Source organism: Streptomyces sp. NPDC056296 (genome assembly GCF_042268605.1).
GTDB lineage: Bacteria > Actinomycetota > Actinomycetes > Streptomycetales > Streptomycetaceae > Streptomyces.
In genome coordinates this window covers 77,413-92,526 of sequence record NZ_JBHJRX010000030.1, presented here as the reverse complement: position 1 = coordinate 92,526, position 15,114 = coordinate 77,413, and the positions used below count along the sequence as shown (strand labels likewise).

The 15,114-nt window shown below is 71.3% G+C and carries 15 protein-coding genes and 1 tRNA gene; 7 read left to right on the top strand and 9 right to left on the bottom strand.

The genetic code is table 11. The annotated features are described in order from the left end of the window. Positions 1-26 precede the first annotated feature (26 nt). The 6 genes from ACFCZF_RS22670 to ehuB all read right to left on the bottom strand — a co-directional run bounded on the left by ACFCZF_RS22670 (position 27) and on the right by ehuB (position 4,307). Positions 27-100, bottom strand: a tRNA-Lys gene (locus tag ACFCZF_RS22670). 161 nt (positions 101-261) lie between these two features. After that, positions 262-1,020 (bottom strand): IclR family transcriptional regulator, encoded by a 759-nt coding sequence (locus tag ACFCZF_RS22665; RefSeq protein ID WP_376673182.1) that lies wholly within the window; start codon positions 1,018-1,020, stop codon positions 262-264. Between the two features lie 222 nt (positions 1,021-1,242). Continuing rightward, complete coding sequence (gene ehuA, locus ACFCZF_RS22660; RefSeq protein WP_376673181.1) at positions 1,243-2,028, bottom strand: ectoine/hydroxyectoine ABC transporter ATP-binding protein EhuA; 786 nt, start codon at positions 2,026-2,028, stop codon at positions 1,243-1,245. Then, complete coding sequence (gene ehuD, locus ACFCZF_RS22655) at positions 2,018-2,668, bottom strand: ectoine/hydroxyectoine ABC transporter permease subunit EhuD (RefSeq protein WP_375909885.1); 651 nt, start codon at positions 2,666-2,668, stop codon at positions 2,018-2,020. Before ehuD ends, ehuA begins: the two co-directional genes overlap by 11 nt. Then, complete coding sequence (ehuC, locus tag ACFCZF_RS22650; RefSeq protein WP_375909888.1) at positions 2,668-3,381, bottom strand: ectoine/hydroxyectoine ABC transporter permease subunit EhuC; 714 nt, start codon at positions 3,379-3,381, stop codon at positions 2,668-2,670. Before ehuC ends, ehuD begins: the two co-directional genes overlap by 1 nt. Next, a complete protein-coding gene (ehuB, locus tag ACFCZF_RS22645) occupies positions 3,378-4,307 on the bottom strand; it encodes an ectoine/hydroxyectoine ABC transporter substrate-binding protein EhuB (RefSeq protein WP_375909891.1) in 930 nt (309 codons plus the stop codon). The genes ehuC and ehuB overlap by 4 nt, the downstream gene beginning before the upstream one ends. A 106-nt stretch (positions 4,308-4,413) precedes the next feature. On the opposite strand from ehuB, the gene ACFCZF_RS22640 reads away from it, so the two are divergent. Then, a complete protein-coding gene (locus ACFCZF_RS22640; protein WP_376673180.1) occupies positions 4,414-4,908 on the top strand; it encodes a DUF3830 family protein in 495 nt (164 codons plus the stop codon). Positions 4,909-5,052: 144 nt separating this feature from the next. Here the strand turns inward: ACFCZF_RS22640 and ACFCZF_RS22635 are convergent, their stop codons facing one another. Beyond that, entirely contained in the window at positions 5,053-6,456 is a 1,404-nt protein-coding gene (locus ACFCZF_RS22635; protein ID WP_376673179.1) for an amidase, read from the bottom strand. Positions 6,457-6,483: 27 nt separating this feature from the next. After that, complete coding sequence (locus tag ACFCZF_RS22630) at positions 6,484-7,455, bottom strand: D-2-hydroxyacid dehydrogenase (RefSeq protein ID WP_376673178.1); 972 nt, start codon at positions 7,453-7,455, stop codon at positions 6,484-6,486. 188 nt (positions 7,456-7,643) lie between these two features. On the opposite strand from ACFCZF_RS22630, the gene ACFCZF_RS22625 reads away from it, so the two are divergent. Next, positions 7,644-8,513, top strand: coding sequence for a decarboxylase (locus ACFCZF_RS22625; protein ID WP_375909902.1), 870 nt, complete (start codon positions 7,644-7,646; stop codon positions 8,511-8,513). Then, the gene (locus tag ACFCZF_RS22620) at positions 8,510-9,241 is read left to right on the top strand and encodes an aspartate/glutamate racemase family protein (RefSeq protein WP_375909905.1); all 732 of its coding nucleotides are present in this window, start codon (positions 8,510-8,512) and stop codon (positions 9,239-9,241) included. The genes ACFCZF_RS22625 and ACFCZF_RS22620 overlap by 4 nt, the downstream gene beginning before the upstream one ends. A 186-nt stretch (positions 9,242-9,427) precedes the next feature. On the opposite strand, the gene ACFCZF_RS22615 is transcribed toward ACFCZF_RS22620, so the two are convergent. Then, on the bottom strand, positions 9,428-10,327 hold the full coding sequence (locus tag ACFCZF_RS22615; protein WP_376673177.1) for a LysR family transcriptional regulator: 900 nt from the start codon (positions 10,325-10,327) through the stop codon (positions 9,428-9,430). Between the two features lie 162 nt (positions 10,328-10,489). Here ACFCZF_RS22615 and ACFCZF_RS22610 point away from each other — a divergent pair, with 162 nt between their 5' ends. The 4 genes from ACFCZF_RS22610 (at position 10,490) to ACFCZF_RS22595 (ending at position 15,070) form a co-directional block, all read left to right on the top strand. Further along, on the top strand, positions 10,490-11,641 hold the full coding sequence (locus ACFCZF_RS22610; protein ID WP_376673198.1) for an MFS transporter: 1,152 nt from the start codon (positions 10,490-10,492) through the stop codon (positions 11,639-11,641). Positions 11,642-11,763: 122 nt separating this feature from the next. Further along, positions 11,764-12,573: a hypothetical protein gene (locus ACFCZF_RS22605; RefSeq protein ID WP_376673176.1), complete on the top strand. Its 810-nt coding sequence runs from the start codon at positions 11,764-11,766 to the stop codon at positions 12,571-12,573. A gap of 401 nt (positions 12,574-12,974) precedes the next feature. Beyond that, the gene (locus tag ACFCZF_RS22600) at positions 12,975-14,543 is read left to right on the top strand and encodes a polysaccharide lyase family 1 protein (protein ID WP_376673175.1); all 1,569 of its coding nucleotides are present in this window, start codon (positions 12,975-12,977) and stop codon (positions 14,541-14,543) included. Positions 14,544-14,710: 167 nt separating this feature from the next. Beyond that, positions 14,711-15,070, top strand: a complete 360-nt coding sequence (locus tag ACFCZF_RS22595) for a hypothetical protein (RefSeq protein WP_375909915.1) — start codon at positions 14,711-14,713, stop codon at positions 15,068-15,070. Positions 15,071-15,114: the final 44 nt, after the last annotated feature.

Sequence of the window (15,114 nt, the reverse complement as noted above, 5' to 3'; positions counted from 1 at the left end):
GCCTGGGCGAGGGGGCCCTCTTGCTGTGCGCCGCCAGGGACTCGAACCCCGGACCCGCTGATTAAGAGTCAGCTGCTCTAACCAACTGAGCTAGCGGCGCATGACTCCCGCCGTCCGCGTTCCGCGGTCGGCGACGACGAAAATACTACCTGGTCTCCAGGGGTGCTTCCGACCATTGATCCGCCGGCCATCCCGACGCCCCGTCCCGATGCCCGTCCCGACGCCCGTCCCACCGGCCGTTCCGCCCTGCCGTCCCCGCGGCTAGATCGCCAGCGAGAGCAGCACCCCCGCGGCGTTCCGGTTCAGCTCGTCGGCGGCCCGGCGCAGCCGGTGGGCGTGCTCGACCGGGAGGGACAGGGCGAGGCAGCCCACGGCGGAACCGGCCGTGATCGGGACGGCCGCGCAGACCGTGCCCACCGCGTACTCCTGGAGGTCGAGGACCGGGACGGAGGGCGGCTGGGACTCCAGCCGGGACAGCAGCAGCTTGTCGCTGGTGATGGTGCGCGAGGTCAGGCGGGCCATCTTGTGCCGGGCGAGGTGGTCGCGGCGGCCCGCGTGGTCCAGCTGGGTGAGCAGGCTCTTGCCGACCGCGGTGGCGTGCGCCGAGACGCGGAAGTCCACCCACTCGTTCACCTTGGGCGTGGTCGGACTGTCGGCGTACTGGGTGACGCTGACCTCGCCGTCGACGTACCGGCTGATGTAGACGGCGGCGCCCACCGAGTCGCGCAGCCGGTCCAGGATGCGCTGGAGCTTGTCGCGCACGGCCTCCTCGCGGCCGTGGGCCGAGCCCAGGCGGGCCAGGGCCTCGCCGGTGACGTATGTGCCGTCGTTGGTCTGCTCGACGTAGCCCTCGCGGCGCAGCATGCGCAGGAGCGTGGTCAGTCGCTCCCGGTCGAGGCCGGTCCGCCGGGCGAGTTCGGTGTCCGTGACTCCGGTGCTGTGCCGCGTCACCGTCTCCAGGACGCGCAGGGCGTCCTGGGCCGAGTGGTGCGGCGCGGTCGGCTTGTGCTGCAGCGCCACGGTGGTCTCCCCCTGCGCTCGCTGGTAGGCCCCTGCCCCTGTCCCTGCCTGTGCCCCCGATCCGGACAGCGGATCCCCTTCACGATAGCCGCCAAGCGGCCCGAAGTGAGGGGGTGTTGGCGAGATTTCAGCGCCCCCAACTGCGGTGCTGGCCCGCTGGCATATGCCAGCGGCGTGCCCCAACGCCCCGACCTCGGGCGTTGGGGCGGTGACGCCGCGTACTTACAGCACCGCGCTGAGAAATTCCCGGGTCCGGTCGTGCTCCGGCTCGCTGAAGATCTTCTCCGGCGGACCGGTCTCGATGACCCGGCCCGAGTCGAACATCAGGACCTGGTCCGAGATGTCCCGGGCGAAGTTCATCTCGTGGGTCACGCACAGCATGGTGATGTCCGTGGTGCGGGCGATGTCCCGCAGCAGGTCGAGGACGCCCGCGACCAGCTCCGGGTCGAGCGCCGAGGTCACCTCGTCGAGGAGGAGCACCTTCGGCCGCATCGCCAGCGCCCGGGCGATCGCCACGCGCTGCTGCTGGCCGCCGGAGAGCTGGGCGGGGCGGGCGTCGCACTTGTCGGCCAGGCCCACCATGTCGAGCAGGCCCTTGGCCCGCTCCGCCGCCTCGTCCTTGGACATGCCGAGGACCGTGACCGGCGCCTCGGTGATGTTGCGCAGGACGCTCATGTTCGGGAACAGGTTGAACTGCTGGAACACCATCCCGATCTGCTTGCGGACCTCCCGCCGCTCCTTCTCGGTCGCCGGGAAGAGCTTCTGCCCGTCCACGGTGATCGTGCCCTCGTCGGGCTTGAGGAGCGTCATCAGCAGCCGCAGGATCGTCGTCTTGCCCGACCCGGACGGGCCGATCAGGGTGACGTGCTTGCCGGCGTCGACGGAGAAGTCGAGGTGGTCGAGGACGGTGTTCTCACCGAACCGCTTGGTGACCTGCTCCAGGCGTATCAGCTCGCCGGAGCTGCGCTCGGGGCTCTTCTCGGGATTGGGGAGAGTGTCAGTGGGCAAGGCGTCGCTCCAGGGCTCGCAGGGCAAGGGAGGCCAGGTAGGAGATGACGATGAAGGCCACGCCGATCACCGTCAGGGGCTCGGTGAACTGGAAGTTCTGCTGCGAGAACAGCCGTGCCTCGCCGAGCATCTCCAGCACCGTGATCGCCATCAGCAGCGGCGTGTCCTTCAGCATGGAGATCACGTAGTTGCCGAGGGCGGGCACCACACGGCGGATCGCCTGCGGCAGGATCACCGCCGACCAGGTCCGCCCCATCGGCAGGTTCAGCGCCGTCGCGGCCTCCCACTGGCCGACCGGCACCGCCTCGATACCGGCCCGGTAGACCTGCATCGTGTACGTCGAGTAGTGCAGACCGATGGCGAGTACGCCGGTGGTGAGCGCCGAGGCGGTCACTCCCCACTCGGGCAGCACGTAGAAGAGGAAGAACAGCTGCACCAGCAGCGGAGTGTTCCGGACGAACTCGGTGACCACGCCGACGGGCCAGGTCACCCAGCGGGACGGCACCCGCATCAGCATCGCCCAGACCAGTCCGAGGACGAACGAGACCAGCGACCCCAGGACCAGGATCTGCAGGGTGACCAGCAGACCGTCCCAGAAGTGCGGCATGAAGTCGGAGACCGCGCTCCAGTCCCAGTTCATCAGACAGCACCCCCCACGTTGGTCGCCTCAGGGCGCTTCAGTTCCGCCTCGGACTTGCGCGTGGGAGCCTTCCCGACGCCCGCCTTCAGCTTCTTCTCCAGACCGCGCATCACCCGCGTGAGCAGGAAGGCGATCACGAAGTAGATCAGCAGGATGTACGTGTAGATCTCCGCGCTCTCCTGCAGCGCCAGGCGTACCAGGTTGCCGCTGAACGCCAGATCGCCCATGCCCATGATCGACACCAGCGCGGTGCCCTTGAGCAGCTCGATCAGCAGGTTGGAGAACGGCGGGATCATCTCCGGCACCGCCTGCGGCAGCAGGATCAGCTTCATCCGCTGCCAGGGCGTGAAGCTGAGGGCGATGCCGCCCTCCTTCTGCGCCGGGTCGACCGCGCCGAGCGCGCCGCGCACGATCTCGGAGCCGTACGCCCCGTAGGTCAGGCCCAGCGCCAGCGTGCCCGCCCACATCGGCACCAGCTGCCAGCCGAAGGCCGGCGGCAGCACGAAGAACACCCAGAAGATCATCACCAGCGCCGAGGTCCCGCGGAACACCTCGGTGTAGACGCCCGCGAGGAAGCGGACGACCCACAGCCGGTGGGTGCGCGCGACACCGATCACGAAGGAGACGGCCCCCGCCAGCAGCGAGCTGAAGAAGAGCAGCTGGATGGTGACCCAGACACCCTGGAGTACGAGTTCCCACAGTCCCGAGGTCATCCGCCGCAGAGCTCCTTCGCGGTCAGATCGGTCATCTCGTTCTCGGTGAAACCGAAGGGCTTGAGGATGCGCAGCAGTTCGCCGCTCTTCTTGAGCTTCTGGAGCTCGACGTTGAAGGCGTCCCGCAGGTTGGTCTCGTTGGGCCGGAAGGCGAAGCCGCCGCCGTCGACCTTCGGCTTGCCGTCGATGATCGGCGAGAAGGGCTCGGTCGCCTCGGCCTTGTTGGACTTCTTCACCACTTCGCGGACGGTCAGCGCCGTACCCGCGAAGACGTCCACGCGCCCGGACTCGACGGCGTTGAGTCCGGCCACCTGGTCGGGGACGATCAGGATGTCGTCCTCCTTGATGCCGTGCTCCACCGCGTAGGCGATCTCGGCGTAGCCGGTGCCGGTCGCGAACTTGGCCTTCTTCTTGAAGACGTCCTTGTAGTTGTGCAGCCCGAGCGGGTTGCCCTTGCGCACGATGTACGCGTCGAGCATCTGGTAGTCGGGGTCCGAGAAGATGACCTGCTGGCAGCGCTCGGGGTTGATGTACATCCCGGCCGCCACCACGTCGAACTGCTGCGACGCCAGCCCCGGGATGAGGGAGCCGAACTCCGTCGGTACCGGCTGCACCCGGTCCACTCCGAGCCGTTTGAAGATGACCTTCGCCAGCTCCGGCGCCTCGCCGGTCAGCTCACCGTTCTTGTCGATGTACCCGAAGGGGATCTCGCCCGCGATGCCGAGCCGGGCCACGCCCTGTGCCTTGAGCCGGTCGAGGAGATCGCCGCCTTCCACGTCTGACGCGGTGGCCACCCGCGAGCAGCCGGCGGCCCCCAGCGCGCCGAGCGCCGCGACCCCCGCGAGCAGCGACCGGCGAGTGGGCCCGGCTGTGCTGGGCCTTTGGTCGGATATACCCCATGGAGGGGTTCTGTGTGGTGGAGCCATGGGCGCGCAGCTACCCGAAGCCGGGCAGGTTATGCCGATCTTTTTCAGTCCGATACCTCGGCCCCGCACCCTTGACCACGGGGCCGCCGGGCACTGCCATGGAGGTATGGCTGATCGCTTCATCGAAGTCTCGCTGGTCAAGCGCGGAATCACCTGCACGGCCCAACTGCTGGACGACCGGGCCCCGATCACCTGCGCGGCGGTCTGGGACGCGCTCCCTCTCGGCGGCGACGTATACCACGCCAAATACGCCCGCAACGAGATCTACGCCCTTTTCCCGCCCTTCGCGGCATCCGCACCACCGCTGGAGAACCCGACCGTGACGCCCATTCCGGGCGACCTGTGCTATTTCGCCTTCGCGGGTGCCGAGTTGGGCACCAAGGCGTACGGCTACGACCGTGAGGTCCGCGCGGGCACCACCCTCGTCGACCTGGCCCTGTTCTACGAACGCAACAACCTGCTCCTCAACGGCGACGTCGGCTGGGTCCCCGGCACCGTCTGGGGCCAGATCGTCGAGGGCCTGACCGAGATGGCCGAGGCCTGCAACGACCTGTGGCGAGCGGGAGCGGAGGGGGAGACACTCAGCTTCCGCCGAGCGTAGAACGTCGCGCCCCCGACTGCCCGCAGCCGTACGCCGCCCCCGCTGCGGGCAGTCGTGCCGCTGGGGCGGCACGGGTGGGCGCAGCGGCACCCCGTTAGCGCCGGGCAGCGCGACCCACCCCGGCGCCCACCCGCACGCCGACCACTACTCGGCCGACGTTCCCGTCCCCACCCCCACCCCCGCCCCATACAACGCATGCGCCGCCCGCAACACCAGATCATCCCGATGCCGCGCCGCGACAAGCTGAAGCCCGACGGGCAGCCCATCCCCGTCGACCCCCACCGGCACCGTCGCCGCCGGCTGCTGCGTCAGGTTGAACGGGTAGGTGAACGGCGTCCACCCCGTCCACCGCCGCAGCCCCGACCCCTTCGGCACCTCGACCCCCGCCTCGAACGCCGTGATCGGCAGCGTCGGCGTGACGAGCAGGTCGTACGCGTCGTGGAAGCGGCCCATCCGCCGGCCCAGTTCCATCCGCACGTCCACCGCGGCCAGGTACTCCAGCGCCGAGTACCGCGCCCCCGCGCCGACGATCTCCCGCAGTCCGGGGTCCAGGAGCTCCCGCTGACCCGCCCCGAGGTGCTGCACCACGCGCGCCGCCCCGCTGAACCACAGCGCGTGGAAGGCGTCCACCGGGTCCGCGAAGTCCGGGTCGGCCTCCGTCACGTACGCGCCCAGCTCCGCCAGCCGCTCCACCGCCCGCCGGACCGCCGTCGCCACCGCCGGGCGTACCGCCACCTGCCCGCCCAGCGAGGGCGAGTACGCCACCCGCAGCCCCCGCACCCCGCCGGACAGCGCCTCGGTGTACGACCCGGGCGCCGGGCCCAGCGCCGACCAGTCACGGGCGTCCGGGGTGCCGATGACGTCCAGCATCAGCGCCGCGTCCGCCGCGTCCCGGGTCATCGGGCCGACGTGCGCGAGGGTGCCGAACGCGCTCGCCGGGTAGAGCGGGACCCGGCCGTACGTCGGTTTCAGGCCGAAGATGCCGCAGAAGGACGCCGGGATGCGCACGCTGCCGCCGCCGTCCGTGCCGAGCGCCAGCGGCCCCGCCCCGCGCGCGACGGCCGCCGCCGCGCCCCCGCTGGAGCCGCCCGCGGTGCGGGTCGGATCGTGCGGGTTGCGGGTGACGCCGGACAGGGGCGAGTCCGTGACGCCCTTCCAGCCGTACTCGGGCGTCGTCGTCTTGCCGAGGAACACGGCGCCGTGCTCGCGCAGCCGGGCCACGGAGGGCGCGTCCTCGTCCCAGGGCCCGTCCGGTGAGACGGCGCGGGAGCCGCGCAGGGTCGGGTGACCGCGCGTCAGCAGGATGTCCTTCACCGTGACCGGTACGCCGTCCAGCCGACCGCCCGGCTCCCCGCGCCGCCACCGCTCCTCGGACCGCCGTGCCCCGTCGAGCGCCTCCTCGCCGGTCAGCCGGACGAACGCGTTCACCTCCGGCTGGATCCGCTCGGCCCGCTCCAGCGCGGCCCGGGTCACCTCCACGGGGCTGAAGTCGCCCTTGCGGTACCCGTCGACGAGCTGTACAGCGGTCAGCTCGGTGAGGTCGGTCATGCAGCACCCTCCCGCGTATGTGGGACGTCAGTGTCCGGGCACGTATCCGCGCTTCTTGTCGACCACGTTCGCCAGCGGCTCGCCGGCCGCCCAGCTCTCGTACAACTCCACGAACTGCGCGCCCAGTTCGTCCCGCCAGCCGATCGTGTCCCCGCTCATGTGCGGCGAGATGATCAGATCCGGGACCCGCCACAACGGGCTGTCGGACGCGAGGGGCTCGTGGCTCAGCACGTCCAGGGCGGCGCCCGCGATCCAGCGCCTGGTCAGCGCCTCGGCGAGATCGTCCTCGACGACCAGCTGACCCCGCCCCACGTTCACGAACCGCGCGGAGGGCTGCATCACCCCGAACCGCCGGGCGTCGAACATGCCGCGCGTGTCGTCGGTGAGCGGCGCCGCCGCGACCACCCAGTCGGCGCGGGCCAGCAACCGGTCCAGCTCACCGGGCCCGTGGACGCCGGTGCGGGCGGTCCGGCCGACCAGCGCGGTCGTGATCCCCAGCGCCTTGAGCGTCCCCGCGATCGCCCGCCCGATCGGCCCGGAGCCGACCACACAGGCGCGAGTTCCGGCCACCCGCATCGACTCCCGGTGCCGCCAGGTCCGCTCACCCTGCAACCGCAGTGTCGTGGGCAGGTCCTTCGCCATCGCCAGGACGAGCGCGGCGACGTACTCGGCGATCGGCTGGTCGAAGACACCGCGCGCGTTGGTCACCACCGTGTCCGACGCGGCCAGCTCCGGACACATCAGATGGTCCACGCCGGCGCTCGCCGTGTGCACCCAGCGCGGCCGGGGACCGTCGCCGGGCCACGCCTTCCGTACGGCGTGCGAGGCGAAGTCCCACACGAGCAGGACGTCCGCGTGCGGCAGCCGCTCGGCGAGACTCTTCTCGTCGGCGTGCTCGATCCGGGCCCGGCCGGTCAGCCGGCCCAGGCGGGGGAGCGGCTCGGCGTCCAGGACGAGGAGCGTGGGCGGGGGCGGGGGCGGGGGCGTGGGCGTGGTCATCGGCAGGTCTGTCTCCGGTCGGTGAAAACGGGTGCGATTCAGGAGTTGACGGGGAAGTTAACCGGCTGTTGACCTGGGAGTGACGCGGGCGGATTGACCACGCTCGCACCGGAACCTACCTTCGTCAACACGGCCGTGCGTAACGGTGCGTTGTCCTCCCCTTTCTCAGTGTGAGGCCGGTGCGTGCCATGGACATCTCCTTTCTCGGCGGACCAGCTCCGCAACGCGGGGTCGGCGTGGTCGCCCCGTTCGACTTCGCGCTCGATCGCGAGCTGTGGCGTTGGGTGCCCGACGACGTGTCGCTGCACATGACGCGAACCCCTTTTGTACCCGTCGAGGTCAGTCTGGACCTCGCCCGGATGGTCAGCGAACACGAGACGCTCGGTGAGGCCGTGCGCACCCTCAACGCCATCGCGCCCGAGGTCATCGCCTACGCCTGCACCTCGGGCAGCTTCGTCGGCGGCATCGCCGGGGAACGCGCGATGTGCGAGGCGATGACCTGGGCGGGCGCGGTCCCGTCCGTGACCACCTCCGGCGCGCTGCTGGACGCGCTGGCCGAACTGGGCGTACGCCGGGTCGCGCTGGTGACGCCGTACACCGTGTCCGTGACCCGGGCGCTGGAGGCGTACGTCGCCGAAGCCGGTGTCGCGGTCACCGGCTGCGCCTTCATGGGCCTGACCCGGCACATCTGGAAGGTCCCGTACCGCGATGTGGCCGACATGGCGCGCCAGGCGGTACCGAGCCCGGGGTCGGCGGACGCCCTGTTCATCTCCTGCACCAACCTCCCCACCTACGACGTCATCCCACAGCTGGAGGCCGAGCTGCGGATCCCGGTGATCTCGGCCAACCAAGTGACGATGTGGGCGGCACTGCGCCGATTGGGTACCCCTGCGGTGGGGCCGTATCAGGCGCTGACCGATCCGTCCGCGCGCATCGGCCCCGCGGTGCCGGGTCCGGTGGGTCCCGCGGTCGCGGGTCCGGTCGGCCCCGCGGTGGCGGACCTGCCGGGCGTCGGTGACGCTCCGGACACGGAACAGCAGCAGGAAGGGTGGACATGACAGCACTGGGATTCCTGTACCCGGGCCACTCCGGCGAGGACGACTATCCACGCATCGAGCAGCTCCTGGGCAGCGACATCCGGGTGGACCTGGTGCACACGGACATCGGCGAGGACGCGCACCGGGTCGACGCGCTGCGCGAGATGGGCTCACCGCAGCGGCTCGCGGCGGGTGTGGAGGAGTTGCGGCTCGCGGGCGCCGACGCCGTGGTGTGGGCCTGCACCAGCGGAAGCTTCGTGCACGGCTGGGACGGCGCCCAGGAACAGGTGCGCGCCCTGGCCCAGGCGGCGGGCCTGCCGGCCTCCTCCACCTCCTTCGCCTTCGTGCACGCGGCGAAGGAGATCGGGGCGCGGCGGGTCGCGATCGGGGCGACCTACCCGGACGACGTGGCGCAGCTCTTCGCGGAGTTCCTGCGCGCCGCGGGCATCGAGGCGGTCGGCGTCGTCAGCTCCGGCATCATCACGGCCGCGGAGGTCGGCACCTGGACCGAGTCGGAGGTGCTGGCCCTGGCCCGCGCCGCCGACCACCCGGACGCGGAGGCGGTCCTCCTCCCGGACACCGCCCTGCACACGGCGGCCCACATCCCGGCCCTGGAGAAGGAACTGGGCAAGCCGGTCCTCACCGCCAACCAGGTCACCATCTGGGAGGGCCTGCGCCTGGCGGACCGCCGGGTCAACGCACCGGAACTGGGAGCGCTGTTCACCCGGGAGCCGGTGGTGCAGGCCTGACACCGGGGCCGACGCTGGGGCTGACACCGGGCGGGCCTGTCCCCGGGGTCTGTCCCCGGGCCGGGTCAGACCGCGGGCCGGGTCAGACCGCGGGCCGGGTCAGACCCCGGGCCGGGTCAGACCCCGGGCCGGGCCAGACCGCGGGCCGGGCCGGGTCCCCGGGCCGGGCCGGGTCCCCGGGCCGGGTCAGCGGCCCGGGCCGGTCAGGTCGCCGGCCACCGCGTCGGCGAAGGCGCGGATCCGGGCGTTCTCCCGCTCGCCGTGCCAGACCAGCCCGACCGCGGACTCGGGCAGCCCGGCCACCGGGACGTAGACCACGTCCCGGCGCTGGTGGTACTCGGTGGTCGGGTGGCACAGCAGCATCACACCCCGGTCCGCCGCGACCAGGGACAGGCCCTCCTGAAGCGTGCCGGCCGCGGGCCCCCGCGGCACCGGGGTACCGGACGGGGTGCGGCTCGGCGCCTGGGCCTCGCGCCAGTAGTCCGGCGCCGGTGCGGCCACACCGACGAGCGGCGCGCCGGCCAGTTCCTCGGCGTCCAGGCCGGCCCGGCCGGCGAAGGGGTGCCGATGGAAGACCGCCAGGTACTGCGGCCGACGGGAGAAGACGGGCCCGAGCACCAGGGCAGGCTCCTTGACCGGCAGCAGGACGACGGCGGTGTCCACCTCGTCCCGGTGCAACGGCCCGAAGGGGTCACAGAGCGGCAGCTCGGTGATCCAGGTCTCGCAGCCGGGATACCGGTCCCCGAACTCCCTGACCACGTCCATGAATCCGTACCCCGCCACACCCTGGAACCCGATGCGCAGGGGCCCGCTGCCGCCGAGCGCCGCCGCGCGGGCGTCGTCGACGGTGGCGCGCAGGGCGGCGTAGGCGGGGCGCAGGGCGCCGAGGAAGTCCTCCCCGAGCGGGGTCAGCCGCACCCGTCTGCTCGTACGGTCCACCAGGCGGGCGCCGATGCGCTGCTCCAGGGCGCGGATCAGCTGACTGACCCGGCCCTGGGAGACGTACAGCCGTTCTCCCGTCCGTCCGAAGTGCAGTTCCTCCGCGAGGACCAGGAAGCACTCCAGCTCACGGATCTCCACGCTCAAGGTCCTGCCCTCCGGATCGATTAATCCGCCTCATGGAAGCATGAGAACTTCGCGCTTGTTCCGCCTGGGGCCCCGGCGTTGGCTGAGGCCATGGCAAAAGTTGACGACCTGCCCGTACACGCCCCCGCACCGAGGGGCCCCGCGAGAGGCGGATGGCCCGCGGTGGTGGCCGTGGCGGCCGCGACGTTCACCGTGGTCACGGCGGAGATGCTGCCGGTGGGCCTGCTCACGCCGATCGGCGATTCCCTGCGGGTGAGCGAGGGCACGGCCGGGCTGACGCTCACCGTCACCGGCCTGGTCGGTGCGCTCGCCGCGCCGCTGGTCACCTCGGCGGTGGGGCGGCTGGACCGGCGTACGGTGCTCTGCTCCCTGATGGTGCTGCTGGCGGCGGCCAACGCGCTGGCCGCCTGGTCGCCGAACTTCGCGGTCATGATGGTGGCCCGGGTGCTGATCGGCGTGGGCATGGGCGGTGTCTGGTCGCTCGCGGGCGGTCTGGGGATCCGGCTGGTTCGGGCCGGGGCCGTCGGGCCGGCCACCTCCATGATCTTCAGCGGTATCGCCGTCGCCTCGGTGGCGGGCGTCCCGGCCGGCGCGTACCTCGGTGAACTGGCGGGCTGGCGCGCGGCGTTCCTCGCCGTCGCCGGTCTGGCTCTGCTGGTGACGGTCGCCATGGCCGTACTGCTGCCGCCGCTTCCCGCCGAGGAGGCGGTCGCCCTGGGGGGTGTGGTGCGACTGTTCGGCGACCCCCGGGTGGTCACCGGGCTCGCCGTGGTGGTCCTGCTGGTGACCGGCCACTTCGCCGCGTACACCTATGTCCGGCCGGTCCTGGAGGAGGTCTCCGGCGTTCAGGCCTCGATGGTCGGCACCCTGCTGCTGGTGTACGGAATCGCCGGTGTCGCGGGCAACTTCGTGGTCGGCGCCCGGGCCGGGCGATCGGTGCGGGGCGTCCTGCTGGTGATCAGCCCGGCCCTGGCGGCCGCGGTACTGCTGTTCCCGCTGCTCGGGCTGTCCGCGGCAGGCGCCGCGGCCTTGCTGGTGACGTGGGGCCTGGCCTACGGCGGTGTGTCGGTGAGCACCCAGACGTGGCTGGCGCTCGCCGCGCCGCGGGCCCGGGAGGGCGTGACCTCCCTGTTCGTGGGCGCGTTCAACGGGGCCATCGCCCTGGGCGCCTTCGTGGGCGGCCGGGCGGTGGACGGCCTCGGCACCCGGTCGGTGCTGTGGCTGGGCGGCTCGCTGGCACTGGCCGCCCTGGTGGTCACCGCCCTCGGGCGGGCCCCCGCGACGGCCGACGGCCCGACGGGCTCCGGGGGCTGAGCGGAGCAACCGCACGAACGCCTGGTGGTGCCGGTACAACCCCGGGCCGGTCACGTTGGTCTTGATCTTGTCGACCCCGCGCTGTACCTGGGCGCGGGGCGCTTGAGCACAGGGAGAGCACCATGCGCACCACCGTCCGCCGTACCGTCCTGACCGCCTCCGCGGTCACCCTCGCCCTGGCGGTCACCGCCTGCGGCAGTGGTGACCAGGACGGTGGGGACGGCGCCGACGCCAAGGCGAAGGGCGGCGGCGCGTCCGACAAGCCGGCGGCGAAGGCGCTGACCGCCGCTGAACTGGAGAAGCTGGTCATAGCCACGGGCGACCTCAAGGACCACAAGGTCCAGAAGCCGGGGAAGGACGACGTCTTCGAGGCCGAGGCCCTCTCCGTCGACAAGGCCGAGTGCGAGCCCGTCGCCCGGGTGCTGTCGGCCCTGCCGGCGGGCGACCCGGCGGCGAGCGCCCAGCGGCTCGTCGTCCAGGAGTCCGCGGCGGCCAAGAAGGGCATGCCCTCGATGGAGGAGCTCGCGGAGATGACGGAGGAGGAGGCGAAGGAGGCGACCATCGACTCCCTCGACATCACCAAGACGATGACCTCCCTCTGGTCCTACGACTCCGACGGCGCGGAGCGCACCCTCGGCACGCTGCGGGAGGCCGGCGAGAAGTGCGCCGGGGGCTTCGCCATGACGATCGACGGGGAGAAGCAGCAGGTCACCAAGGTCGCTGAGGAGAAGCTCGCCGTCGGCGACGACGCCGTGGCCTGGACGGTGGGGACGAAGACGGACGGCGAAGCCGTCGAGACGAAGGTCGCCGTCTTCCGGCAGGGCACCACGCTCGCCGGGTTCTCGTCCTTCAACATCGCGGCGATCAGCCGGGGCGAGGCGTTCGAGCAGCCGACCGCCGTGATCGACGCGCAGGCCGCCAAGCTCGGCTGACCCGGACTCGAACCGACACGAAAGAACCCCGGTCCGCCGAGGCGGGCCGGGGTTCTTCGACCGGAGCGCTGGGCAGGCCTTGCACCTGCATTTCCCCACGGGAAGTGGGGCGTCTTTCCTTGGACCACCAACGCACTGCCGACCGTGGGGGGTTGAGCCCCGCGAGCTGGCAGGATGATCGTACCGCAGCTCTGCTCGGGGTGCACATCGGCTCCGTGGCGCAGAAGAAGCGGGTTCACCTATTTGGACGCCGGTCTGCTTGCTGAACATGTCCAATCTCTTGCCAGCCCCCGAAGGCACCCCTATTCTCACGGCGAGAAAGCGCTTTCCCGACTGTCGTGTTGACATGATTACGACAGATAGTTCGTTCCGTCATGTGAAGACGAATGGGGAGACCGAGGATGAGACGACCAGTCGCGCTGCGACTTCACGCGGCGCTGGCCACCTTGGCTGTCGCCGCCGCGACCGGTGTGGTGCTGTCGATGCCCGAGGCGGCGGCAGCGGCCGGCGGCGCCACCGGCTACGCGACCCAGAACGGCGGCACGACCGGCGGTGCGGGCGGACAGACGGTCCGGGCCACCACCGGAACCGCGATCCACCAGGCCCTGTGCGGCCGGGCCGACAGCAGTACCCCGATCACCATCGAGGTCGAGGGCACGATCAACCACGGCAACACCACCAAGGTGTCGGGCGACAGTTGCAGCACCGCGGCCGACAAGATCGAGCTCAAGCAGATCAGCAACGTCACGATCGTCGGGGTCGGCGGCGGTGCCGTCTTCGACCAACTGGGCATCCACATCCGGGAGTCCAGCAACATCATCATCCAGAACGTGACGGTCCGGAACGTCAAGAAGTTGGGCTCGCCCACGTCCAACGGCGGCGACGCCATCGGGATGGAGAGCGACGTCCGCAACGTCTGGGTCGACCACACCACCCTGGAGGCGTCGGGCGGGGAGTCGGAGGGCTACGACGGCCTCTTCGACATGAAGGACAACACCCAGTACGTGACCCTGTCCTACAGCGTCCTGCGCAACTCCGGCCGCGGTGGCCTGATCGGCTCCAGCGAGAGCGACCGCTCCAACGGCTACGTCACCTTCCACCACAACAAGTACGAGAACATCGACTCCCGCGCGCCCCTGCTGCGCGGCGGCACGGCCCACATCTACAACAACCACTACGTGAGCCTCAACGAGTCGGGCATCAACTCCCGGGCCGGCGCCAAGGCCAAGGTGGACAACAACTACTTCGAGGACTCCAAGGACGTCCTCGGCACCTTCTACACCGACCAGGCCGGCTCCTGGCAGGTCAGCGGCAACATCTTCGACAACGTGACCTGGTCGGAGCGCGAGGGCGACAACAACCCCGCCGGGCCGGACCCGCAGTCCAACACCAGCGTCAGCATCCCGTACTCCTACAGCCTCGACGCGGCCGACTGCGTGCCGGGCCTCGTGAGCCAGACGGCGGGCGCCGGCAAGGGGCTGAAGGTCTCGGACGGCAGCTGTACGCCGCAGAACCCGGACCCGACCGACCCGGGTCCGACCGACCCCGGCCCCACCGACCCGGACCCGGACCCGACCGACCCGGACCCCACTGACCCGCCCACCGGCGCCAACCTCAGCATCGGGGCGGGCTCCGACGGCTCCTCCAAGGCCGACGGAACGAGCTACGGCAACGTCCGCGACGGCGACATGGGCACCTACTGGTCCCCGTCCGGCTCGACCGGTTCCGTCTCCGTGAAGTGGGGATCCGCCACCACGGTCTCCAAGGCCGTCATCCGGGAGGCATCGGGTTCCGAGGGCGCCATCGGGTCCTGGCGGGTCGTCAACCACGACACCGGCTCCGTCCTGGCCTCCGGCAGCGGAGCGGGCGCCATCGACTTCGCCGCGACCTCGCTGAAGAAGGTCACCTTCCAGATCACCGGCTCCAGCGGCACGCCGAAGGTCGCCGAGTTCGAGACCTACGCCGGCTAGCGAGCGGCCAGGTCACGCGGGAGTGGGCGGGGAGTGTCCGGTATGCGCGTACCGGCACGGCCTCGCCCTCTTGCGTGGGCGCGGGACAATGGACGGTGGCCCACTCCTTCACGGGGGAGTGCCCCGGTCCACGGGGAGGGCCGCCGTACGTACGAGGAGGAGAAGACATGGCGGAGCCCACGCCGCGTCGGAACGAACCGCGGCTACGCCCCGCGCCCCTGCTCTTCGAGCCGGCGGAGGCGTCCGCCGACCCCGAGCACTTCTTCGACCTCGAGTCGATCGACGACCCCCGGGCGCTGCTGGACCGGGCGACGGAGCTGACGCATGCCTTCCGCGCGGCGGCGGACCGGGCGATGGAGTTCCAGGCGATGGCGGCGGCGCAGCTCGCCGATCCGCGGCGCTTCGACCGGCTGACGCCAGCGGACATCGCCGAGCGGGCCGAGTGGACCGAGGACTACGCGAAGAAGATGGTGGAGTTCGGGCGCGACCTGATGCGCGGCGGCGAGGGCGGCGTGCACCCCGACTAGCCCGAGCAGCCCGAGCAGCCCGAGCAGCCCGACCAGCGCCCGAC

Bases quoted from the DNA above. Each gene is read 5' to 3' on its own strand.
- ACFCZF_RS22620 (WP_375909905.1), top strand. From the start codon at position 8,510: ATGACAGCACTGGGATTCCTGTACCCGGGCCACTCCGGCGAGGACGAC.
- ACFCZF_RS22625 (WP_375909902.1), top strand. From the start codon at position 7,644: ATGGACATCTCCTTTCTCGGCGGACCAGCTCCGCAACGCGGGGTCGGC.
- ACFCZF_RS22635 (WP_376673179.1), bottom strand. From the start codon at position 6,456: ATGACCGACCTCACCGAGCTGACCGCTGTACAGCTCGTCGACGGGTAC.
- ehuB (WP_375909891.1), bottom strand. From the start codon at position 4,307: ATGGCTCCACCACACAGAACCCCTCCATGGGGTATATCCGACCAAAGG.
- ACFCZF_RS22600 (WP_376673175.1), top strand. From the start codon at position 12,975: ATGAGACGACCAGTCGCGCTGCGACTTCACGCGGCGCTGGCCACCTTG.
- ACFCZF_RS22640 (WP_376673180.1), top strand. From the start codon at position 4,414: ATGGCTGATCGCTTCATCGAAGTCTCGCTGGTCAAGCGCGGAATCACC.
- ACFCZF_RS22630 (WP_376673178.1), bottom strand. From the start codon at position 7,455: ATGACCACGCCCACGCCCCCGCCCCCGCCCCCGCCCACGCTCCTCGTC.
- ehuD (WP_375909885.1), bottom strand. From the start codon at position 2,668: ATGAACTGGGACTGGAGCGCGGTCTCCGACTTCATGCCGCACTTCTGG.
- ACFCZF_RS22595 (WP_375909915.1), top strand. From the start codon at position 14,711: ATGGCGGAGCCCACGCCGCGTCGGAACGAACCGCGGCTACGCCCCGCG.
- ACFCZF_RS22605 (WP_376673176.1), top strand. From the start codon at position 11,764: ATGCGCACCACCGTCCGCCGTACCGTCCTGACCGCCTCCGCGGTCACC.
- ehuC (WP_375909888.1), bottom strand. From the start codon at position 3,381: ATGACCTCGGGACTGTGGGAACTCGTACTCCAGGGTGTCTGGGTCACC.